The sequence below is a fragment of the Nocardioides sp. JS614 genome (genome assembly GCF_000015265.1).
Taxonomy (GTDB): domain Bacteria; phylum Actinomycetota; class Actinomycetes; order Propionibacteriales; family Nocardioidaceae; genus Nocardioides.
This window is the reverse complement of record NC_008699.1, coordinates 2,854,318-2,874,737: the sequence shown is the minus strand read 5'-3', so window position 1 is coordinate 2,874,737 and position 20,420 is coordinate 2,854,318. Positions and strand designations below refer to the sequence as shown.

Genomic DNA, 20,420 nt, shown 5'->3' with positions numbered 1-20,420 from the left:
CGGCGCTCACCTGGATAGTCGCAGCGTCGACCCGGTGCGCGACTTGGTGACGACCAGCTGGGCGGGGATCCGGTCGCGCATCTCGGCGACGTGGCTGACGACGCCGACGACGCGGCCGCCGTCGCGCAGCGAGTCGAGGGTGCCCATCACGTCGTCGAGGGTGTCGGCGTCGAGCGACCCGAAGCCCTCGTCGACGAAGAGCGTGTCGAGGTCGGCTCCGCCGGCCTCCTGGGTGACGACGTCGGCCAGCCCCAGCGCCAGGGCGAGCGAGACCACGAAGGTCTCGCCACCGGACAGGGTCGCGGGGTCGCGGGACTCGCCGGACCAGTCGTCGCGCACGAGCAGGCTCAGGCCGCCGCGGGTCTCGCCGGCGCCGCGCCGGCCGGTGTGCTCCAGGGAGTAGCGCTGGTCGCTCATCGCGCCCAGCCGCGCGTTCGCGGCGGTGACGACCTGGGAGAGCCGGTAGGCGAGGACGTAGGCGGAGAGCCGCATCTGGAGTCGGTTGTCGGCCGACTTGCCTTCGACGAAGCTGCACAGGCGGGTGGTCAGGTCGAGCTCGTCACGCAGCGGCTCCCAGGCGGTCAGCGCGGCGTCCAGCTCGGCGGCCAGGCCGGACAGGCGCCCGGCGCGGGTGGCCCAGGCCGACTCCTGGGCACGGGCCGCGCCCAGCGCGTCGAGGGTGGTGCGGTGGCCGCTCTCCAGCCCGCCCAGGTCGGGGAGCACGGCCGCTGCGACCTCGGCCGCGCCGGGCTCGGAGAGCACGGCGGCGACGGCCGCGAGCCGGCGGTCGTGGTCGGCGACGGCGGCCGCGAGGCGGTCGTAGGTCCGCTGGTCGAGGCTCGCGGCGACGGCCTCGTCGGCGCTCGCGAACCCGGCGTCGACCACGGCCGCGGCCAGCGCCGTCCGGGCGTCCTCGAGGGCCGTGCCGGCGGCGGCGAGGCCGTCCAGCGCGGCGAGCGCCGAGCGACCGGCCTGCTCCTGGCGGGCGAAGTCCGCGGCCACGGTCTCGTCGTAGTCGGCGAGCTCGGCCTCGAGCCGCGACGCCTCGGCCGCCAGCCGGTCCAGCGCGGTCTCGGCGGCGGCGACCTGGGCGACCAGGTCGGCGGGGACCTGATCGACCTGCTCGGTCGCCGCGTCGAGCCGGGCGGACAGGTCGCGGACCTCGACATCGCGCAGGTGCTCGGTCGCGGCGGCGTCGTCGGCCGCGCGCTGGGCAGCCTTCTCGGCGGCATCGTCCGGGGCTCCGGCGCGGGTCGCGGCCTTGTGCGGGTGGTCGCAGGACCCGCAGACCGGGCAGGACGCCCCGACGGCGAGGGCGCCGGCGAGCTCGGCGACCATCCCGTCCAGGCGTGCCTCGCGTACGTCGAGCGCGTGGCCGCGCAGCCGCTGCGCCTCCGAGCGGGAGCGGGCGTGGGCCTCCCGGGCCTCGGCGACCTGGGCGGTCAGCGCCTGCACGAGGGCCCGGGCGGCGACGTGCGCGGCCGCCACCTCTTCGGCGAGGGACCGCTGACGCCGCTCGAGGCGCCCGGTCTCGGTGCGCACCTGTTGGAGGCGCGCCGCCCGCGGCTGCAGGGCCCGCATCCGGGCGGCGCCGTCGACCGCCTCGGCGACGGCGGCCTCGAGCGCCCCACGGTCGGTGACCTCGAGCCGGTCGACCACGGTCCGGGCTGCGGAGTGGGCTCGCTGGGCCTTCCCGGCGAGGGCGTGCAGCGGCACCACGCCGGCCGCTCGCCGGGCCGCGTCCAGCCGGTCGCGGCCGGCCTCCTGCTCGCTGGTGGCTGCGGTCAGCCGCTGGTGCTCGGCGGCGGCCGTGTCGAGGCGGGCCCGGCGCTCGGTCAGGACGCGCGCCGCCTCCCAGGACGCGCGCGCCTCGGCCTCAGCCTCGGCGGCGGCGCGCGCGGCGGCCGCGGTCTCTGCGCACTGCGCGGACGCGTCGGCGAGCAAGGCGTGCGCCCAGTCGGCCGTCCCCTCCTCGGGGGCGGGGGTGCCGGTGGTCTCGCTGACCCGGTGGACGAGCCCGTCGACGCGGCGGCGCAGCGCCTCGGCCTCGCGGCCCAGGGCCAGCCGCCGGTCGCGCAGCCAGCGCTCGACGCCCTCGAACCGCCCGGTTCGGAACAGCTGTTGGAGCAGCCGGTGGCGCTCCTCGGAGCGGGCCCGGAGGAACGCCTGGAACCGGCCCTGCGGGAGCATGGCGACCTGGGTGAACTGGTCGGTGTTCATACCGACCAGCCGGGTGACCAGGTGTCCGGTCTCGTCCAGCCGGGTCGAGTGGGTCACCCACCCGCCGTCGATGCGCTCGGCGATCGAGACCGACGCCTGCTCGGTGGTCAGGCCGGCGCCGCGCTTCTTGGGCCGCTCCCAGGACGGCGAGCGGACGATCCGGAACCGGCGGCCGGACAGCGTCGCCTCCAGTGTCACCTCCGGGCGGACGCCGGGGGCGGCCTGGTCGGACCGGAGCCGCCTGGCGGTGCTGCGATCGCCGGGGACGTCGCCGTACAGGGCGAAGCACACGGCGTCGAGGACGCTGGTCTTGCCGGAGCCGGTCGCTCCGGAGAGCAGGAACAGGCCGGCACCGGACAGCTCGTCGAAGTCGACCGCGACGGTGTCCGCGAACGGTCCGAACGCGGTGATCTCGAGGTGGTGGAGCCTCATCCGGCCCCCGACACGAGGACGTCGAAGTCGGGGTCCTCGCAGCAGGCGTCGACCGCCTCGTGGAGCAGCGCGGCCTCCGCCCTCGTCGCGGGGGCGCCGCGCATGTCGGCGATGAAGTCGAGGGCGACGGCATGGTCGGAGCGACCCTCCCGGCGCGCCGCGGGCACGGCGGTCGGCGCGCCGCCCCGCGGCTCGAACCCGATCACGAGGGTGTGGGGGAAGCGGCGCCGCAGCCGCTCCATCGCCTGCAGGGGCCGCACGTCGTCGGTGAGCGTGGCCTGCACCCAGGCGTCCTCGTGCACGGTGATGGTGAGGTCGTGGAGCAGGTCGTCGAGCGTGCCGCGGAGTCGGGCCAGGGGGCGCGGCACCGGCGCCTCGACGAACGTGCACTCGCGGACCCCGTCGGCGCCGAGGTCGACGAGCCAGGAGCCCTTGACCTGGGTCGCCTCGGAGAAGGAGTAGGCCAGCGGCGAGCCGGAGTAGCGCACCGTGTCGGTCAGGGTGTGCCGGCCGTGGAGGTGGCCGAGCGCGGTGTAGTCGACGCCGTCGAAGACCGATGTCGGCACCAGCGAGACCCCGCCGACGCTGATGTCGCGCTCGGAGTCGCTGGGCTGGGCGCCGGCGACGAAGGCATGGGCGAGGACCACCGATCGGGCGGGGCGGCTCGCCAGGTCAGCCCGCACCCGGCGCATCGCCTCGGTCAGCGCCGCCTCGTGGCTGCGGCCCGGCAGCCCCCACGGCTCGCGGACCGCGTCCGGGTCGAGGTAGGGGAGGCCGTAGACGGCGACGGGTCCGTGCTCGTCCTCGAGCAGCACCGGGGTGCCGACGCCCCCGGCGTCGGTGCGGATGAAGACCCCGGCCGCGTCGATCAGCCGGGAGCTGAACCCGAGCCGCTGCGCGGAGTCGTGGTTGCCGCTGGTGAGCACCACCTTCGCCCGCGACGCGGCCAGCCGGGCCAGCGTCTCGTCGGCGAGGCGTACGGCGTCCACGTGGGGGAGCGCCCGGTCGTAGACGTCGCCCGCCACGACCACCAGGTCCACCCGCTCCCGCTCGACGACCTCGAGGAGGTGGTCGACGTACGCAGCCTGGTGCCCGAGCATGCCCTCCCGGTGGAAGGACCGCCCGAGGTGCCAGTCGGAGGTGTGGAGGATGCGCACACCGCCACGCTAGGAGCGGGCGCCGACATCGCCGCGGGGGCGCGCCGAGGAGGGCGGGCCAGAACGGTCGTGAGCAGGTGAACATGACGGTGGAGGATGCGTCGTTCGGCGAGGGGGCCGAGCGGCCGCGGCCCGGGGAACCGCCGACCATCGGGACGTTCGCCTCTGACCGCCGCGCCGGGCGGTCGACGACCCTGGGCATCGTCGACCCGGACCAACCCGGAGTCGGTGTGTGGGAGGGAGTGCGGGTGACGAGCCAGATCGTGTGCGTGCCGGTCACGCCGACCGGCGCGGTCGATCGGCGCTGGGGCAAGGCCGCGCAGGTCGCCTTGGCGCGGCTGGAGGACGGTGCCGTCGTGGACTGGCGGGTCGTGGACGTCGGCTGGGACCGGCTGCACGACGTGGGCGGAGAGGGCCAGCACCACGCGCGGATCGTCCGGTTCTTGCGCGACCACGGCGTGACCGTCGTGGTGGCCGACGGGATGGGTCCGCCCATGCAGAACACGCTGGCCAGGCTCGGCGTGCGACTCGTGCTCGGCGTGACCGGCGATGCCCGTGCCGCGGCTGCGAGCGGAGGTCCGGGCGCGCCGTGAGCCTTCCGGGGTGACGCACGTTCGGACCTGACCTGCTCGCGGGTATCCGCGCGCGAGCAGACGACACGAACGAGTCATGGACGCGATCTGACGGCCGTGCCACCGTGGTGTCGTGACCCGGACCGTGGACGCCGACTACCTCGTGGTGGGGGCGGGCGCCATGGGCATGGCCTTCACGGACGCGTTGATCGACCACGCCGAGGTACGCGTCGCACTGATCGATCGTCGACACGGCGTGAGTGGGCACTGGCTCGAGGCATATCCCTTCGTCCGGCTGCACCAAGCCTCGGCGTTCTACGGCGCCGCGTCGACCCTGCTTGGCGGCGGCCAGGTGCAGCAGCGCGGACCGGAGCAGGGCTTGCAGGAGCGGGCAACCCAGGCCGAGATCTGCACGTACTACGCCAGGTTGCTCGACCGGATGGTCGAGTCGGGCAAGGTCGAGTTCTTCCCCAACAGCGAGTACGTCGGCGGGAGAACGGTCGTCTCCCGTGTCTCGGGCGAACGGTTCGAGGTGCCCGAGCGTTGCCGGATCGTCGACGCCCACTACTTGGCGCCGAGCATCCCGGCGGAGAAGCCGGCGCCCTTCGTGGTGGGAGACGCAGCCCGCGTCGTGCCGGTCAACGACCTCGCCCGACTCGGCGAAGCCCCGAGCCAGTACGTCGTCGTCGGCTCGGGGAAGACCGCGACCGACGCGTGCATCTGGCTGCTCTCCCGTGGGGTCGACCCGGACGCGATCTGCTGGGTGCGACCGCGTGAGCCGTGGATGATGAACCGGGCTGTCGTCCAACCGGATCCTGCGATCTTCACCCGCTTGGCCGCGGACACGATGCAGGCAGGGGCGGAGTCCACCTCGCTCGAGGACCTGTTCCTCCGTCTCGAGGACGCCGGCATCATGCTCCGCATCGACCGCACCGTGATGCCGACGATGGCCAAGGCCCCCACGCTGGCCGTGTGGGAGCTCGAGCAGCTGCGCACCCTCGAGAACGTGCTCCGACGGGGACACCTCGAGGCCGCCGACCCGGGCAAGCTCGTCTTCGCCGACGGTTCGGTCGCCGTCGCGGACGACGCCCTGGTCGTCCACTGTGCGGCGGACGGCCTGAAGTACCCGCCACTCGTCCCGGTCTGGCGCCCGGAAGGCATCACGCTCCAGGCGGTCCGGGCCGGCTTCCCGTGCTTCGGCGCGGCCCTCGTCGGGTACGTCGAGGCGACGCGTCGCGACGACGAGGACAAGAACCGCCTCTGCCCGCCGACCGGCTTCGGCAACTCGATGGCCTCCTGGGCGCGGATGAATGTCCACGGCACGCGGGCGGTGCTGTCGTTCATGGCCGAGCCCGACGTCAAGGAGTGGGCGAACAAGGCGGCGATCAACCCGGCGCGGACGCCGCCCGAGTATCCGGGCTCTGCGGCGTTCGACGACGCCCGAGAGAAGCTCGCGGCCCATCTTCGTCCGGGGTTGGCCCGGCTCGCCGAGCTGTCCTGACCGGTGCCCACCTCGCCGTCGTGGTGAGCTACACGTAGCGCACGCAGCGCTCGGGGGAGACGAACCCGTAGAGCACCAGCCCGGACTCCTCGGCGAGCCGCACCGACAGGCTGGTGGGGGCGCCGACGGCGACCAGGGCGCCGATGCCGGCGGCCATGGCCTTCTGCACGAGCTCGAAGCCGGCGCGACCGCTGACGACCAGGCAGGCCCCGGCGGGCGAGGTGCCGGCGAGCACGCGGGCGCCGGTCACCTTGTCGACGGCGTTGTGCCGCCCGACGTCCTCGCGCACGACGAGCAGCTCGCCGTCGGCGGTGGCGAGGCCGGCGGCGTGCACCCCGCCCGTGCGCGCGAAGACGGTCTGGGCCGAGTGCAGCCGGTCGGGGAGGCTGCACACCACCTCGGGGGAGGGCAGCGGCCCGGACCAACGGGCGGCCGAGGGGGTGGCGAGCGCCGCGTCGAGGCTGTCCTTGCCGCAGACGCCGCACGCCGAGGACCCCGAGGACCGGCCGACGTGCCGGTGGCCCGGCGGGGTCAGCGGCGGCGCGGACAGCGTGACCGTGACGACGTTGAACTCCTGCTCGTCGGTGAGCTCGTCGTCGGTGCAGTAGGCGACCCCGTGCACGGCGTCGGGTGCGGCGATGCCCTCGTGGACCAGCCAGCCGGCGGCCAGCTCGAAGTCGTGGCCGGGGGTCCGCATCGTCACCCAGACCCGCCGCGCCGACTCACCCGGCCAGGCGAGTCGGATCTCCAGCGGCTCCTCGGTGGCGAGCCGGTCCTCGTGCCGACGCTCGCCGCCCGCGAGGTGCTCGTGCACCCGGGTGCGGACGGTCGGCCCGGGACGCCGCGCGCGCTCGCCGCCGATCATGGGCCGGCCCGTCATGCGGGGTACGCCGCCCGGATCGCGATCCGCCGCTCCAGCTCGTCGGCGAGGTCGACGACCCGGCGCCGCATGGCCAGGTCGAAGTCCTCGCGCCCCAGCAGCTCCCATGCCCGCTCGAGGGTGTCGGCGGTCTCGAAGACCAGCGGGAAGAACCACATCGCGGCGTCGGCCAGCACCCACCCGCTGCGCACCTGGGCGGTCTCGGCGACGTCGGCGAAGTAGCGCTCGACGTACGGCGCCAGCAGCTCCTCCTGCTCGCCGCGCCACATGCCGACGCCGGCGGCCTCGAGCTCGTAGTTGGGCACGTCGACCCGGCCGGTGAACCGTTCCCACGCCCAGGCCTTGGCCTCCGGGTCCGGCAGCGAGGCGACGGCGCGCGTGTGCTCGACCCGGGACCGTGCGGTCGGCTCCGCGTCGAGCGCGGCCTGGAGCTCGGCCCGGCCGGTCTCGCCCAGCACCGCCAGCCGGACCAGGATCCGCCACCGCAGGTCGAGGTCGACCTCGACACCGTCGGGGAGGGCCCGACCCTCCAGCCAGTCGCGCAGCAACGCCGCGGACCCGGCGGAGGACACCGCGGCCTGGAACGCCGCGAGCTGGAGCGGCGACCCGGCGCCCGAGGCCTGCGCCTTCGCCCACGTCGCGCGGTGCACCCGCTCCCGGGCAGCCGTCGGGTCGGCGGTCAGCGGCACGACCTTCGCGAGCACCCAGGGCATCGTGTAGAACAGCGCGTCGTCGCTGTCCTCGACCGGCAGGCCCGCCTCGACCAGGTCGAGCACGTCCGCGGGGTCCATCGCCGCGTTGTGGAAGGCGCTGCGCACGTTGTTCCAGATCCCGGCCCTCAGCAGCGTGTCCTCGGTGCGCGGCAGCAGCGACTTCAGTGCGGCGACCGTGGTCGGGTCGGGCTGGACCAGCGCCCAGCTGTCCTCGTAGGGGTCGAGCACGACGGCGGCGGTCCCGGCGTCGTACGCCGTCTCCGCGCCCGCGACGGTCAGCGGCGTGACCTCCCACTTGCCCTCGGGCAGCGCGCGGGCGACCCGGAACGTGTGGGCGCGGTCGGCCGGGTGCCCGGCCGGGGGAGTACGGCGGACCACGCCCGCAGCCCGGTCGAGCACGATGCGGTCGGGACCGGCGGTGCGCAGCCAGTTGCCCGTGAACGTCGAGAGGTCACCGGCCCCGGCCCGCTCCCAGCTGGCGAACAGGTCGTGCATGGTGGCGTTGCCGAACCGGTGGCGGGTGAAGTGGTCGATCGCCCCGGCGAAGAAGACCTCGTCGCCGAGGGCCGCGTTCAGCTGCTTGAGGATGCTGGAGCCCTTGGTGTACGAGATCCCGTCGAAGTCCTGGAGCGCCGAGCCGGCGTCCTCGGCGCCGTTGCCGGCGACCGGGTGGGTGCTCGGCCGCTGGTCGGCGACCAGCCCCCACTGACGGCGGGCGTAGGCGTTGTGGGTCCAGGCGTCGTCGTACTCGGTGACGTCGGCGGTGACCCGGTTGCCCATGTACTCGGCGAACGACTCGTTGAGCCACAGGTCGTCCCACCACCGCGGCGTGACGATGTTGCCGAACCACTGGTGCGCCATCTCGTGCGCCACCGTCGTGGCCCGCTGGATGCGGACGCCGCGGGTGACCCGGCTGGTGAAGACCAGCGGGTCGCGGAACGTCACGCAGCCGGGATTCTCCATGGCGCCGGCGTTGAACTCCGGGACGAACGCCTGGTGGTAGTCGCCGAACGGGTAGCGGATCCCGAACAGCCGGTGGAACTCGTCGAAGCACGCCTTGGTGATGGTCAGCAGCTCGTCGGCGTCGGCGTCCAGGGCGCCCGCGATGCTGGCGCGTGCCGAGAGCCCCAGCGGAATGCCGTCGTGCTCGTCGCGGATCACGTGGTACGGCCCCGCGACCAGGGTCACGAAGTACGTCGACAGCGGCTGGGTGCGCTCGAGCTCCCACCGGGCCGTGCCGCCGGGACCGGCCTCGGTGCGGGTCGCGGGCGCGTTGCCGATCACGGTCCAGTCGGCCGGTGCGAGCACATGGAAGGTGAACGGGGCCTTGAGGTCGGGCTGGTCGAAGCACGCGAAGATCGTGGGTGCCGCCTCCATGAACGACATCCCGTAGACGTAACGCCTGCCGTCGGCCGGGTCCACGTGGGCGTGCAGGCCCTCACCGTCGTTGCGGAAGGGCATCACGGCGTCGACCACGAGCTCGTGGGTGCCCTCGGCGGTATCCAGCGGGAGCCGGCCGCGCTGCAGCAGGTCCGGGTCGAGCACCCGGCCGTCGAGGCGGATCTCGTTGACGCGGACCGGCTTGAGGTCGAGGAACGTGGCGCCCCCGCGACTGGTGAACCGGATCGTCGTCACCGACCCGAAGGTCTGCTCGTCGGCGGCCAGGTCGAGACGGACGTCGTACTCCTCGACGGAGAGGAGGTCGCGGCGGGCGACCGCCTCGGCGTGCCGGAGACTCTGGTAGGGGCTGCTCACCCGGCCACCCTATGTCGGGGCCCACCAGGCCCCGCAGGTCACCGATCGGCACCAGCTGGCTCGTTCCGCGACGGCCATCGGTCCAGACCACCTATCCTCTCCGCGGGCCGTCGGGGGTCCCGACGCAACCGGGCGCGGGTCTTCGGAGTCCTACGGGTACGGCGCGAGATCCGCGCCGGAGTTTCGGGAGGAACCTACTCACATGCAGCGGATCATTGCTCACCGTCGCGCGCGGGCCCTGGCCTCGCTCGTCACCGTCGCGGGCCTCGGCCTCGCGGCCACCAGCGTCGGCACCGGGACGGCCCAGGCGGCCGACCCGACGGGGGACTGTGCGACCCCGTACCCGGTCGCCGACCTCACCGCCGACCAGCCGGTCACCGGCCTGACCGTCAGCCGCGGCACCACGCCGGAGGGCTTCACCGGTGAGGTGCTCGGCGTGCTCGACGACGGCATCGCGCCCGGCCTCGACATGGTGATGGTCCGCCTCACCTCGGCCGAGATCGACCGGGTCGGGATCTGGCAGGGCATGTCCGGGTCGCCGGTCTACGCGGCCGACGGCCGCCTGATCGGTGCCGTGGCCTACGGCCTGGCCATGGGCCCGTCACCGGTCGCCGGCGTCACGCCGTACGCCGACATGGACGACTACCTGGGCACCGGCGCCGCCCGCACCGTGACGGTCGACCGCACCGCCGCGCGGACGATCGCGCAGCACAGCGAGGTCACCGCGCGGCAGGCCGGGCAGGGCTTCGCCCAGCTGCCGGCCCCGCTGGGCGTGGCGGGCGTCGGCGCCCGGCAGCTCACGCTCGCCCAGCAGCACGCGGGCACGCGCAGCTACCTCCCGCGCTCGGCGTACGCCGTCGGCCGGGCCTCGGCGACCGCCGCGGGCCCGGAGACGATCGTCGCCGGCGGCAACCTCGCGGCCTCGCTCGCGTACGGCGACATCACGATGGCCGCGGTCGGCACCGCGACGTCGGTGTGCGACGGCAACGTCGTCGGGTTCGGCCACCCGGTCCAGCGGCTCGGCGCGACCACGATGGCGCTGCACCCGGCCGACGCGATCTATGTCCAGGAGGACCTGATCGCCGGGTTCAAGCTCGCCAACATCGGCGCGCCCGCGGGCACGATCACCAACGACCGCACCACCGGCATCACCGGCGTCCTCGGCCCGCTGCCGGAGACCGCCGGCGTCTCGTCGCTCGTGACCTACGGCGAGCGCAGTCGCACCGGCGTCTCGCAGGTCTCGGTGCAGACGCCGGACGCGCTGGCGAGCACCACCTTCTACCAGTTCCTGGCCAACCAGGACCGGGTCGTCGACGGCACCGTCGACGGCAGCGAGCTGGCGTCGTGGACCGTGGCCGGCACCGGGCCGGACGGGGCGGCCTTCGAGCTGACCAGCACCGACCTGTACGTCTCGGACTGGGACCTGTCCTACGAGGTCGGCTTCTCCCTCGGTGACATCGTCTACGCGCTCGCCCGGATCCCGGGGGTCACCATCGACAGCGTGTCGACCGACGCGACCGTGCTGGACGAGGCGACCTCGTACCGCCTCAGCGCGCTCCAGCGGAAGGTCGACGGCACGTGGACCAACGTGTCGCGCCGCCAGGCGATCCCGGTGCGCGCCGGGTCGAGGCTCACGCTGCAGGCGGTGCTGAGCGGCCCCACCGGGAGCACCACCGTGCCCGTGACGGTGCGGATCCCGCGGCGGATGGCCGGTGGCCAGGGGTTCCTGGACGTGACCGGCGGCCAGTACCTCGGCGGCCTGGGCCGGTTGACCAGCATCGAGCAGGCGCAGAAGGCCGTCGCGAACCTGGTCCGCAACGACCAGCTGAAGGTCACCCTGGTCTCGCTGAGCAAGCGCAGCCGCGGCCAGACGGTCAGCAGCCAGGTGCTCGGCCCGGTCGACGGCGTCGTCGCCGGGAGCAAGTCCGTGCAGCTCGTGGTGCGGTAGCCCTGCGAGAGGGCCTCCCGGGTGGGAGCATGACCGACATGGTGGTCGTGCATGCCTGACCGGGAGGCCCTCCTCGGGCTGATCCGCGACTCGGTGATCGGCGAGGACCACCTGATGGAGACGCCGTACGGGAGTCGCCGGGTCACCTACGCCGACTACACCGCGTCCGGGCGGGCCCTCACCTTCATCGAGGACTTCATCCGCGACCAGGTGCTGCCCGGCTACGCCAACACGCACACCGAGTCCAGCGGCACCGGCCTGCAGACCACCCGCCTGCGCGAGGAGGCCCGCGAGATCATCCGTGCGGCCGTCGGCGGCGACCAGGACACCGTCGTGCTCTTCGCCGGCTCCGGGTCGACCGGCGCGATCGCCAAGCTGATCGGCGTCCTCGGCCTGCGGATCCCCTCCGCGCTCGAGGACGCCTACGGGCTCGCCGAGCACATCCCCGCCGACCGGCGGCCGGTGGTCTTCATCGGCCCGTACGAGCACCACTCGAACGAGATCCCGTGGCGCGAGTCCATCGCCGACGTCGTCACGATCCGCCAGGACGGCGACGGCGGTGTCGACCGGGACGACCTGCGCGCCCAGCTGGCGGCGTACGCCGGACGGCCGCTGAAGATCGGGTCCTTCTCGGCCGCCTCGAACGTGACCGGCATCGTGTCGGACACGGCCGCGATCGCCGAGCTGCTCCACGAGCACGGCGCGCTGAGCCTGTGGGACTTCGCCGCGGCGGCGCCGTACATCGAGATCGAGATGGGGGCGCAGCCGGACCGGCCGCTGTCCTACAAGGACGCGGTGTTCATCTCGCCGCACAAGTTCATCGGCGGGCCGGCGACGCCCGGCGTGCTGGTCGCGCGGCGCGAGCTGTTCGCCAACCGCGTTCCGGACGTGCCCGGCGGGGGCACCGTCGCGTATGTCAACGACGACGACCACCGCTACCTGACCGACCCGACCCAGCGCGAGGAGGGCGGGACCCCGGCGATCATCGAGGCGATCCGCGCCGGCCTGGTCTTCCAGCTCAAGGAGGCCGTCGGGACCGCGACGATCCGGGCCCAGGAGGAGCGGCACCTGCGCAGGGCCGTGGCGGCGTGGCGGGAGGAGCCGGCCCTGGAGCTGCTCGGCAACCTCGAGGCCGAGCGGCTCTCGATCGTCTCCTTCGTCGTGCGCTCGCCGTCCGGGCGCTACCTGCACCACAACTACGTGGTCGCGCTGCTCAACGACCTGTTCGGCATCCAGTCGCGGGGCGGCTGCTCGTGCGCCGGCCCCTACGGGCACCGGCTGCTCGGCATCGACCTCGAGCGCTCCCACGAGTTCGAGCGCGAGATCGCCGGCGGCTGCGAGGGGATCAAGCCCGGTTGGGTGCGCGTCAACTTCAACTACTTCGTCTCCGACGCGGTCGTCGACTACCTCATCGAGGCGGTCCGGCTGGTCGCCCGCGACGGGTGGCGGCTGCTCGACGACTATCGCTTCGACCCCGCCAGCGGGCGCTGGCGGCACCGGGCGGGCCTGGTCAGCCCGCCGCTCAGCCTCCGCGACGTCGCCTACGAGGGCGGGCGGGTGTCGATGCCCAGCAACGACGCCACCGGGGGAGAGGAGCTGCTCGCCGAGCACCTGCGCGAGGGCGTCGCGATCCTGGCTTCCGCGACCGGCCCGGACCTGGCCACCCATCCCGCCAACCTCAGCGCGGACTTCGAGCACCTCCGGTGGTTCGAGCTGCCCGAGTCGGCGCTTGCGCCGGCTCGGCCCAGCAGCCAGGTCGAGTAGTCGCGCGACCGACGAAGGAGGTCCCGACCGGCGTATCGCGCCGCCGTCCGGACCGTCCGAGTAGGGGTCGGACTCACACGTAACCGACGCGGCGACGCCCTCGTTGCCCCGGCATGCGCCTCCGGACCACCCTCGCCGCCCTGGTCGCCCTCGCCGCATCGGTCGCCGCGACCCTCACTGCCGCGCCGGCGTCGGCCGACGACCTGCGCGGAGCGGCCGAGCGGCGTGGGGACGACGTACGCCGCGCCGTCTTCGTCGGCAACAACTGGGACGGCACCGCCGACATCCTCGACCCCGACACCTTCGAGCGGCTGGGCCGCATCGACATCGTCCCGGACCGGGACGAGCGGATCCAGGAGATCGCGACGAACCCGTACCGGTTCGCCAACTTCCTCGCCATCCGGGCGCTGATCGGTGAGGGACACGACCAGTACGTCGACGACATGTACTCCTCGAACGACGGGCGGCTGCTGATCGTGTCGCGGCCGTCGTTCGCCGACGTCGTCGGGATCGACCTGGCGACCAAGGAGATCGTCTGGCGCTTCCAGGTCGACGGCGTCCGCTCCGACCACATGGCGATCTCCCCGGACGGCCGGCGGGTGGTCGTGAGCGCCTCGACCGGCAACGTGGTGCACGTGCTGCGGGTCGCGGACGGCGTCGAGGTCGGCCGGTTCCCCTCCGGCGGGTCGCCGCACGAGAACATCTTCATCGACGGCGGGAAGCGGATCCTGCACGCCAGCATCGGGATGGTCTACAGCCCGCTGGACGACCCGGCCCTCGACGCGACCAAGCAGGAGCGGGTGCTGCAGATCGTCGACGCGAAGACCATGCAGATCGTGCGCCGTTACGACCTGCGCAAGGCCCTCGACGACCGTGGACTGACCAAGATGAGCACCGCCGTGCGTCCGATGACGCTGTCACCGGACGACCGGACGTTCTACTTCCAGCTCTCGTTCTTCCACGGCTTCGTGGAGATGGACCGCGCCTCCGGGCGGATCACCCGGGTCAAGCACCTGCCGAACCTGGTCCCGGACATGCCGCGTGAGCAGTACCTGCTCGACTCGGCCCACCACGGCATCGCGATGAACCCGTCCGGCACCAAGCTCTGTGTGGCCGGCACGATGTCCGACTACGCGACGGTCGTGAACGCGCAGACGTTCCGCCGCGGACCGCTGCTGAGGAAGCAGGACGGCAAGCCGTACTGGGTCACCCAGAGCTGGGACGGCCGGTCCTGCTACATCTCCTGGAGCGGCACCGACGAGGTCTCGAAGATCTCCTACCGGACCGGCCGGATCGTCCAGACCGTCCCCGTCGGCGACCACCCGCAGCGGGTCCGCAACGGCTGGGTGCGCGCCGACCTGGTGCCGGCGCCGTCCGCCTGACGCAACCAGGTCCGCCGCCGTGGCCCCAGAAGTCGTGCGGTTTGGTCACCAACGGCGGACAGGAGGCTCTTCATCTCGCCGTTGGTGACCAAACGACAACGGTCCGGGGGCCGCGGCAGGCTGTGGCCCGGGCTTCTCCGGTGCGGTCAGCCCTGGAGGGCCAGGGCGAACTCGACCTTCCCCGACGGGTCGACTGCGGCGTCGAGGACCTTGTCGCCGAGGAGGTCCGCGGCGGACTGGTCGAGGTAGACGGTCGCCCCGCCCTGTTCGACGACCTGGTCGCCGGGCTCGGCCTGCTCGGCCGCGGAGATCGCGAAGGCGGGCTCGGGGGAGTCGTCGGTGGTGATCCGCAGCCCCGCGGTCTCGGCGAGGCCGGGCTGGTTGGTGATCTCGTTGACGATGGCACTGGCGTTCTCGGTGAGGGTGAGCATGCTCGCCTTCCGAATAGCTTGGCTGGTCACCTCCACCGTCCCCGATGGCGCCGGGCGAGACAACCCCCGCCGCGGATCCCGGGCGTGTCGCGGCTCTGGCACCCTGGGTCCATGACGACCGCTGACCACCCCCAGCCCGACCCCGACCAGCCGGCGCTGCCTGATCCGGACACTCCTCGTCCGGACACCCTGCGCCATATCGACCTGCACAAGATCGGCGTCGGCCGGTTCATGGCGACCAACGGGCGCGGCGGCGTGCTCCCGGTGGGCTCCGGTGCCGACCCCGACTTCACGCCGGTGGAGCTCCTGCTCGCCGCGCTCGCCGGGTGCAGTGCGATCGACGTGGACCTGATCACCGGCAAGCGGGCGGCCGCGACGACGTTCGAGGTCGCGGCCGAGGGGGACAAGATCCGCGACGAGGAGGGCAACCGGTTGGTCGACATCCGGCTGACCTTCCACGTGCGCTTCCCCGACGGCGAGGACGGCGATCAGGCCCGCGAGGTGCTGCCGCGCTCGGTCGAGATGTCCCGCGACCGGCTGTGCACGGTCGGCCGCACCGTCCAGCTCGGTGCTCCGATCGAGTACGGCGTCCGCTGATGGCGCGGCGCCGGCCGGCCCGGTGGGACGCCGTACCCCGCCAGGACGGCCGGCGCTTCGTCATCACCGGCGCCAGCGCGGGCCTCGGCCTGGAGACCGCTCGGGTGCTCGCCGGCCGGGGCGCTTCGGTCGTCTTGGCCGTCCGCGACCCCGCGAAGGGCCGCGCGGTCGCGGCCACTGGGAGCGCTCCGAGGAGCTGACCGGCGTGCGCTTCCCGATGGGGAAGCGGCTCAGCCGACCGTGACGGACCGGATGTCCACCGGCGTCAGCGGGTGCCCGTCGCCCGGGCCATTGGCCTCGTCGGTGCCGGCCCCGGCGACCTTCTCGATCGCCTTCAGCCCGGCGTCGTCGACCGTGCCGAACACCGTGTAGTCCGGCGGGAGCGGGGTGTCGCCGTACACGATGAAGAACTGCGAGCCGCCCGAGTCCGGGGCCTGGGTCCGGGCCATCGCCAGGGTGCCGGCGGGGTAGCTCTCGCTCCCGTCGACCTCGTCCTGGATCGTGTAGCCGGGCCCGCCGGTGCCCGTGCCGGTCGGGTCCCCGCACTGGAGCACGTGGATGCCCTGGGTGGTCAGCCGGTGGCAGGAGGTGTCGTCGAAGTAGCCCTGCTCGGCCAGCGACACGAACGAGTTCACGGTGCAGGGCGCCGCGGCCGCGTCCAGCGTGAGGCCGAGGTCGCCGACGCTGGTCGCCATCGTGAGCGCGACGGTGCCGGAGGCGGGCGCGTCCTCGGCGGGCGGGTCGACCTCCTTGGCCGGGGCGGAGCCGTCGGCGGCGTACGTGCAGCTCGTCGTCGCGCCGGCGTCCGTGGCGCTCTTCTGGTCGGCTCCGTCGTCGGAGCCGCAGCCGCCGAGCAGCAGGGCGACGGTGGCGAGCGAGGCTACGGCGGCGGCGGAGCGGAGCGACATGGGCGGAATCGTAGGGGAGCGGCTCAGTCGTTGCGCCCGCGGGCGGTCACCGGCCACGGCTCGAGGGCGTCGCTGCCGTCGGGTCCGTGGTCGGCCCACAGCGTGTCGGCGAGGTTGACCGCGGCGCACACGTGGTTCGGGACGACGTCGACGCGGCTGCCGAGCCGGGGGAGCGGGGCACCGGTGAGGTCGACGACGGCGTGGTGCTCCGAGAGCTGCACGACCCGCGCGTCCGGGTACGCCGGCAGCCGGCCCCATCCGGTCGCGTACGCCGCCCGGTCCGCGCCGAGGGCCTTGCTCCCGGCGTCGAGGACCAGCCGGCCGCCGGCGTGGCTGACGACCGTGGCCCGGCAGGTCAGCGCCAGGTCGTCGGGGGCCGCCGAGCCGAGCTCCCACTGCTGGGCGTCGCCGAAGGCGTACACGCCGGGCCGCAGCTCGGTGAGCTCGTCGGTGTGGGTGTGGGCCAGGCTCGGGGTGGAGCCGCCACTGACCACGTCGGGCTCGAGGCCGAAGCTGCGCAGGGACTCCGTGGCCGCCCGCAGCACCCGGGCCTCGTCGTCGGCGGCGCTCCGCAGCGCGTCGGGGGAGTAGCTGTGCCCGGGGAAGGTGAACACCCCGCGCACCGGCAGGCCGGCCTCGACGGCCGCGGCCGCCACCGTACCGGCGTCCTCGGCGTCGACGCCGGAGCGGTGCTGGCCGCTGTCGACCTCCACCAGCGCCACGACACCGCTGCCCTCGAGCAGGCGGGCGGCGAGCCGGGCTCCCTCGGCCGAGTCGACGCCGATGGCCAGGTCGGCGCGGTCCGCGAGGTCGCGCAGCCGCCGGGCGCCGTTCTCGGTCAGCCACAGCGGGTAGGCGACGAACACGTCCTCGGCGCCGTGCTCGACGAACACCTCCGCCTCGCCGATCGTCGCGACCGTGAGCCCGATGGCGCCGGCCGCGAGCTGGAGCCGGGCGATGTCGGGGCTCTTGTGGGTCTTGGCGTGCGGCCGCAGCGAGACACCCCCGGCCGCCGCCCATCGGGTGGTGCGCTCGATGTTGGCCCGGAGCCGCGCGACGTCGACGCGCAGGTACGGCGTCGCGGGCTCGGCCGGAGGCCCGCTCACATCTCCTCGTGGACGTCGGGGTCGCCGCCGAAGAGCCGGCCGTCCGGGCGGCCGAGCGCGGTGATCGCCGCGACCTCGTCCTCGGAGAGCTCGAACCCGAACACGTCGAGGTTCTGCCGTTGCCGCTCGGGAGCGGCGGACTTGGGGATCGGGATGCTGCCGAGCTGGACGTGCCAGCGCAGGATCACCTGCCCCGGCGTCATGCCGTGCCGCCGCGCCGCGTCCGCGACGGCCGGCTCGGCGAACGGCGCCTGGCGCTTGCCCAGCGGGCTCCAGGCCTCGGTGCGGATCCCCAGGCCCTCGTCGACCGCGCGCATGTCGGCCTGCGGGAAGTACGGGTGCAGCTCGATCTGGTTGACCGCGGGCGTCACGCCGGTCGCCGCGATGATCCGCTCGAGGTGCCGCTCGGTGAAGTTCGAGACCCCGATCGAGCGCACCAGGCCCTGCTCGCGCAGGTCGACCAGCGCCCGCCAGGCGTCGACGTACTGGTCGCGACTCGGGTTGGGCCAGTGGATGAGATGCAGGTCGAGGTACTCCAGGCCCAGCCGCTCGAGGGACCCGTGCACGCTGGCGATCGCGTCGTCGTACCCGTGGTCGCGGCCGGGCAGCTTGCTGGTCACCTGGAGGAGCTCCCGGGGCACCCTCGAGCGCCGGATCGCCTCGCCGACCGCGGTCTCGTTCTGGTAGTTCACGGCCGTGTCGAGGAGGCGGTAGCCCACCTCGATCGCGCCTCGGATCGCGGTGACGCCCTCCTCGCCCTTCATCGGGTAGGTGCCGAACCCGATCGCCGGGAGGGTGCTGCCGTCGTTGAGCTGGTGGGTCGGGATGGCCATGACCGCCAACCTACCGACGCATCCCCTCGCCGATGCACCACTGCCCGGCGGTGTAGGTCGCCATCACGACCGACTCGAGGGCCCGGGACGCGGCGCTCTCCTCGCCGAGCAGGAACGTGCGGAGGCCGAGCACGGTGTCCGAGGCGAGGAACAGTGCCGCGCCACCCAGGACCTGGTCGCGGCCGCGGTCCGGGTCGATCGCCGCGGCCGTGGCGACCATGGCGGCCAGGGCGCCGCTGTAGGTGGCCACCGGCAGCGCGAGGACCCGGTCCTCGCGGGCCGCGGCGAGCGCCATGCCACCGGCACTCGCGCCCGCCAGCGCCAGGAACCGGCGTCGCCCCGGCGTCGCGAGCACCGGGACCGAGGAGCGGGCGCGGAAGGCGCCGAGGTAGCAGAGGTGGGCGGCCAGGAACAGGCCGACGCCGGCCAGGAACGACGTCCGGCTCTTGCCGATCAGGGCGAGGTCGCCGCCCCAGGAGAACCCCTGGGCCGCGGCCAGCCTGCGGTCGCCGGGCACCGGCAGCGACCGGCTCAGCAGCGCCGGCATCAGCAGCGGCTTGGTCAGCAGCCGGAGTCGCCCGAGCCGCGGTGGTGCGGCGGCGAGGGCCGCGTCGGTGAGGGCGAGCAGGCCGAACGCAGCGCCGGTGACTCGCCGAGGGGCTCGGCCATCCGCCTGGGTCATCGCCTGCTCCGCTCGTCGAGGTCGTAGCCGATTCCTACCAGGTCCGGCGCGGCCGGGGCAGCGGCCGCCGGCCGCCGGGCCTCAGAGGTCGTCGGGAGTGGCCTCGTGGCCGGGGGCGCCGTGGGTACGGCGGTCCTCCTTCATCTCGGCCTCGTAGAGGTGCCGGCGTCCGCCCACGAGCTGCTCGCGGGCGGCGCGCTCGAGATCCCGGAAGGTCGCGTAGTAGCTCTCGTCGTACGCCTCGACGATCTGGAAGGTCCAACAGCCCGGGATCACGTTCCGCCCGACCAGCTCGCGGCCGATGCGGTCGGCGAGCTCGGTGTGTCCGGCGTCGCGGAGCTTCGCCACGGCGTCGCCGAGGGTGAGGTCGGCGGTGCCGGAGAGCCGGTGGAACGCGTACAGGTGGCCCCGGGCGACCTCGACCGCCTCCAGCGCCTCCGAGAGCCTGCCCAGCGCCTCGACCGTGGCGTCGTCGACGCCTTCAGGACGGCGGTGGGCGGCGCTGGGTCCCTCCGTCATGCGGACAGCACGTCCGCCGCCGAGATCGCGCCGTGCTCGGCCTGGATCGCGTCGGCCAGGCGGGTGATGTCGGGGTCCGCGACGTCGACGCCGGCCTCGTCGAAGCCGTCGCGCAGCTCCTGCTCGACGGTGCTCTCGGTCGCGCCGTCCTGCCAGGAGGTGACCCGGTCGACGACGGCCTGGATGGCCTCCAGCTGCTCGGTGCTGTGCTGCTCAGTCATAGTTGGGGCGTACCCAATGCCCGTTCCTCCCACGCGTGTGCGGGACGCTGTCCGCATGGCCGCCGCGGACGTCCTCTCCGAAATCTGGGACGACGTCGTCGGTCGGCAGCCGCCGCCCGAGCCGGGCCTGGTCCTGCTCGGGGCCGTGGTGGCGCTGCTGATGGTGGTGGTGCCAGCGGGGTGGCGGGCCGGGCGGCACCTGGTGACGATCGCGCACGAGGGCGCGCACGGGGTCGCCGCGCTGCTCAGCGGCCGCCGGCTCGCGGGGATCCGGGTGCACTCCGACACCTCGGGGCTCACCGTCTCCCGTGGCCGCCCGACCGGCCCGGGGATGGTCGCGACCACCCTGGCGGGCTACCTCGGCCCGGCCGCGCTGGGCCTGGGCGCGGCGTACCTGCTGCGCGAGCGGCACGCACTCGCGGTGCTCTGGCTGGCGGTGCTGCTCCTGGCGCTGCTGTTGCTCCAGATCCGCAACTTCTACGGGCTGTACGCCGTCGGGCTGGCCGCACTCGCGGTGTTCGCGGTGTCGTGGTGGGGGAGCGGACAGCTGCAGACGGCGGTGGCCTACGTCGGCACCTGGTTCCTCCTCCTCGGTGCGCCGCGGCCGGTGCTCGAGCTCCAGGCCCTGCGCCACCCGGGTCGCGCGCGGACCTCCGACGCCGACGTGCTGGCCCGGCTGACCCGGCTGCCGGGGCCGGTGTGGATCGGGGTCTTCCTGGCCGCGACGCTCGGTGCGCTGGTGCTCGGCGGCAGCTGGCTGCTGGGCGTTCCCGTCCTGGGTGGACCCGCCTAGGCTCAG

19 protein-coding genes are annotated in these 20,420 nt (G+C 73.9%); 8 read left to right on the top strand and 11 right to left on the bottom strand.

Annotated elements, in window-relative coordinates:
- Positions 1–6: 6 nt before the first annotated feature.
- A complete protein-coding gene (locus tag NOCA_RS15170) occupies positions 7–2,652 on the bottom strand; it encodes an AAA family ATPase (RefSeq protein ID WP_011756145.1) in 2,646 nt (881 codons plus the stop codon).
- Positions 2,649–3,809, bottom strand: coding sequence for an exonuclease SbcCD subunit D (locus NOCA_RS15165; RefSeq protein WP_011756144.1), 1,161 nt, complete (start codon positions 3,807–3,809; stop codon positions 2,649–2,651). Before NOCA_RS15165 ends, NOCA_RS15170 begins: the two co-directional genes overlap by 4 nt.
- Before the next feature lie 83 nt (positions 3,810–3,892).
- Between NOCA_RS15165 and NOCA_RS15160 the strand changes: the two genes are divergently transcribed.
- Together NOCA_RS15160 and NOCA_RS15155 are read left to right on the top strand one after the other, a co-directional pair.
- Positions 3,893–4,402, top strand: a complete 510-nt coding sequence (locus NOCA_RS15160) for a NifB/NifX family molybdenum-iron cluster-binding protein (protein WP_011756143.1) — start codon at positions 3,893–3,895, stop codon at positions 4,400–4,402.
- 112 nt (positions 4,403–4,514) lie between these two features.
- Entirely contained in the window at positions 4,515–5,882 is a 1,368-nt protein-coding gene (locus tag NOCA_RS15155) for an NAD(P)-binding protein (RefSeq protein ID WP_041546568.1), read from the top strand.
- A 28-nt stretch (positions 5,883–5,910) separates the two neighbouring features.
- Here the strand turns inward: NOCA_RS15155 and NOCA_RS15150 are convergent, their stop codons facing one another.
- Together NOCA_RS15150 and pepN are read right to left on the bottom strand one after the other, a co-directional pair.
- Positions 5,911–6,762 (bottom strand): formate dehydrogenase accessory sulfurtransferase FdhD, encoded by an 852-nt coding sequence (locus NOCA_RS15150; RefSeq protein ID WP_011756141.1) that lies wholly within the window; start codon positions 6,760–6,762, stop codon positions 5,911–5,913.
- Positions 6,759–9,230 carry an aminopeptidase N gene (gene pepN / locus NOCA_RS15145; protein ID WP_011756140.1) on the bottom strand — a complete coding sequence of 824 codons (2,472 nt, stop codon included), beginning with the start codon at positions 9,228–9,230 and terminating at the stop codon, positions 6,759–6,761. Before pepN ends, NOCA_RS15150 begins: the two co-directional genes overlap by 4 nt.
- Before the next feature lie 202 nt (positions 9,231–9,432).
- Here pepN and NOCA_RS15140 point away from each other — a divergent pair, with 202 nt between their 5' ends.
- The 3 genes from NOCA_RS15140 to NOCA_RS15130 all read left to right on the top strand — a co-directional run bounded on the left by NOCA_RS15140 (position 9,433) and on the right by NOCA_RS15130 (position 14,324).
- Positions 9,433–11,178 carry a hypothetical protein gene (locus NOCA_RS15140; protein WP_011756139.1) on the top strand — a complete coding sequence of 582 codons (1,746 nt, stop codon included), beginning with the start codon at positions 9,433–9,435 and terminating at the stop codon, positions 11,176–11,178.
- Positions 11,179–11,229: 51 nt separating this feature from the next.
- Complete coding sequence (locus tag NOCA_RS15135) at positions 11,230–12,942, top strand: aminotransferase class V-fold PLP-dependent enzyme (RefSeq protein WP_011756138.1); 1,713 nt, start codon at positions 11,230–11,232, stop codon at positions 12,940–12,942.
- Positions 12,943–13,055: 113 nt separating this feature from the next.
- Positions 13,056–14,324: a YncE family protein gene (locus NOCA_RS15130; RefSeq protein ID WP_011756137.1), complete on the top strand. Its 1,269-nt coding sequence runs from the start codon at positions 13,056–13,058 to the stop codon at positions 14,322–14,324.
- Between the two features lie 146 nt (positions 14,325–14,470).
- On the opposite strand, the gene NOCA_RS15125 is transcribed toward NOCA_RS15130, so the two are convergent.
- Positions 14,471–14,755 carry a hypothetical protein gene (locus tag NOCA_RS15125; RefSeq protein WP_011756136.1) on the bottom strand — a complete coding sequence of 95 codons (285 nt, stop codon included), beginning with the start codon at positions 14,753–14,755 and terminating at the stop codon, positions 14,471–14,473.
- Between the two features lie 111 nt (positions 14,756–14,866).
- Between NOCA_RS15125 and NOCA_RS15120 the strand changes: the two genes are divergently transcribed.
- Both NOCA_RS15120 and NOCA_RS15115 read left to right on the top strand, forming a co-directional pair.
- Positions 14,867–15,352, top strand: a complete 486-nt coding sequence (locus tag NOCA_RS15120; RefSeq protein WP_011756135.1) for an OsmC family protein — start codon at positions 14,867–14,869, stop codon at positions 15,350–15,352.
- On the top strand, positions 15,352–15,552 hold the full coding sequence (locus tag NOCA_RS15115; protein WP_011756134.1) for an SDR family NAD(P)-dependent oxidoreductase: 201 nt from the start codon (positions 15,352–15,354) through the stop codon (positions 15,550–15,552). Before NOCA_RS15120 ends, NOCA_RS15115 begins: the two co-directional genes overlap by 1 nt.
- A gap of 30 nt (positions 15,553–15,582) precedes the next feature.
- Here the strand turns inward: NOCA_RS15115 and NOCA_RS15110 are convergent, their stop codons facing one another.
- The 6 genes from NOCA_RS15110 to NOCA_RS15085 form a co-directional block, all read right to left on the bottom strand.
- On the bottom strand, positions 15,583–16,260 hold the full coding sequence (locus NOCA_RS15110; protein ID WP_011756133.1) for a peptidylprolyl isomerase: 678 nt from the start codon (positions 16,258–16,260) through the stop codon (positions 15,583–15,585).
- A 23-nt stretch (positions 16,261–16,283) separates the two neighbouring features.
- Positions 16,284–17,366: a D-TA family PLP-dependent enzyme gene (locus NOCA_RS15105; RefSeq protein ID WP_011756132.1), complete on the bottom strand. Its 1,083-nt coding sequence runs from the start codon at positions 17,364–17,366 to the stop codon at positions 16,284–16,286.
- Positions 17,363–18,199 carry an aldo/keto reductase gene (locus NOCA_RS15100; RefSeq protein ID WP_011756131.1) on the bottom strand — a complete coding sequence of 279 codons (837 nt, stop codon included), beginning with the start codon at positions 18,197–18,199 and terminating at the stop codon, positions 17,363–17,365. The genes NOCA_RS15105 and NOCA_RS15100 overlap by 4 nt, the downstream gene beginning before the upstream one ends.
- A 10-nt stretch (positions 18,200–18,209) precedes the next feature.
- Positions 18,210–18,881, bottom strand: a complete 672-nt coding sequence (locus NOCA_RS15095) for a lysoplasmalogenase (RefSeq protein WP_011756130.1) — start codon at positions 18,879–18,881, stop codon at positions 18,210–18,212.
- An 81-nt stretch (positions 18,882–18,962) separates the two neighbouring features.
- On the bottom strand, positions 18,963–19,400 hold the full coding sequence (locus tag NOCA_RS15090; RefSeq protein WP_011756129.1) for a hypothetical protein: 438 nt from the start codon (positions 19,398–19,400) through the stop codon (positions 18,963–18,965).
- Entirely contained in the window at positions 19,397–19,621 is a 225-nt protein-coding gene (locus NOCA_RS15085; RefSeq protein WP_011756128.1) for a hypothetical protein, read from the bottom strand. Before NOCA_RS15085 ends, NOCA_RS15090 begins: the two co-directional genes overlap by 4 nt.
- Before the next feature lie 55 nt (positions 19,622–19,676).
- Between NOCA_RS15085 and NOCA_RS15080 the strand changes: the two genes are divergently transcribed.
- On the top strand, positions 19,677–20,414 hold the full coding sequence (locus NOCA_RS15080) for a M50 family metallopeptidase (protein ID WP_011756127.1): 738 nt from the start codon (positions 19,677–19,679) through the stop codon (positions 20,412–20,414).
- Positions 20,415–20,420 lie beyond the last annotated feature (6 nt).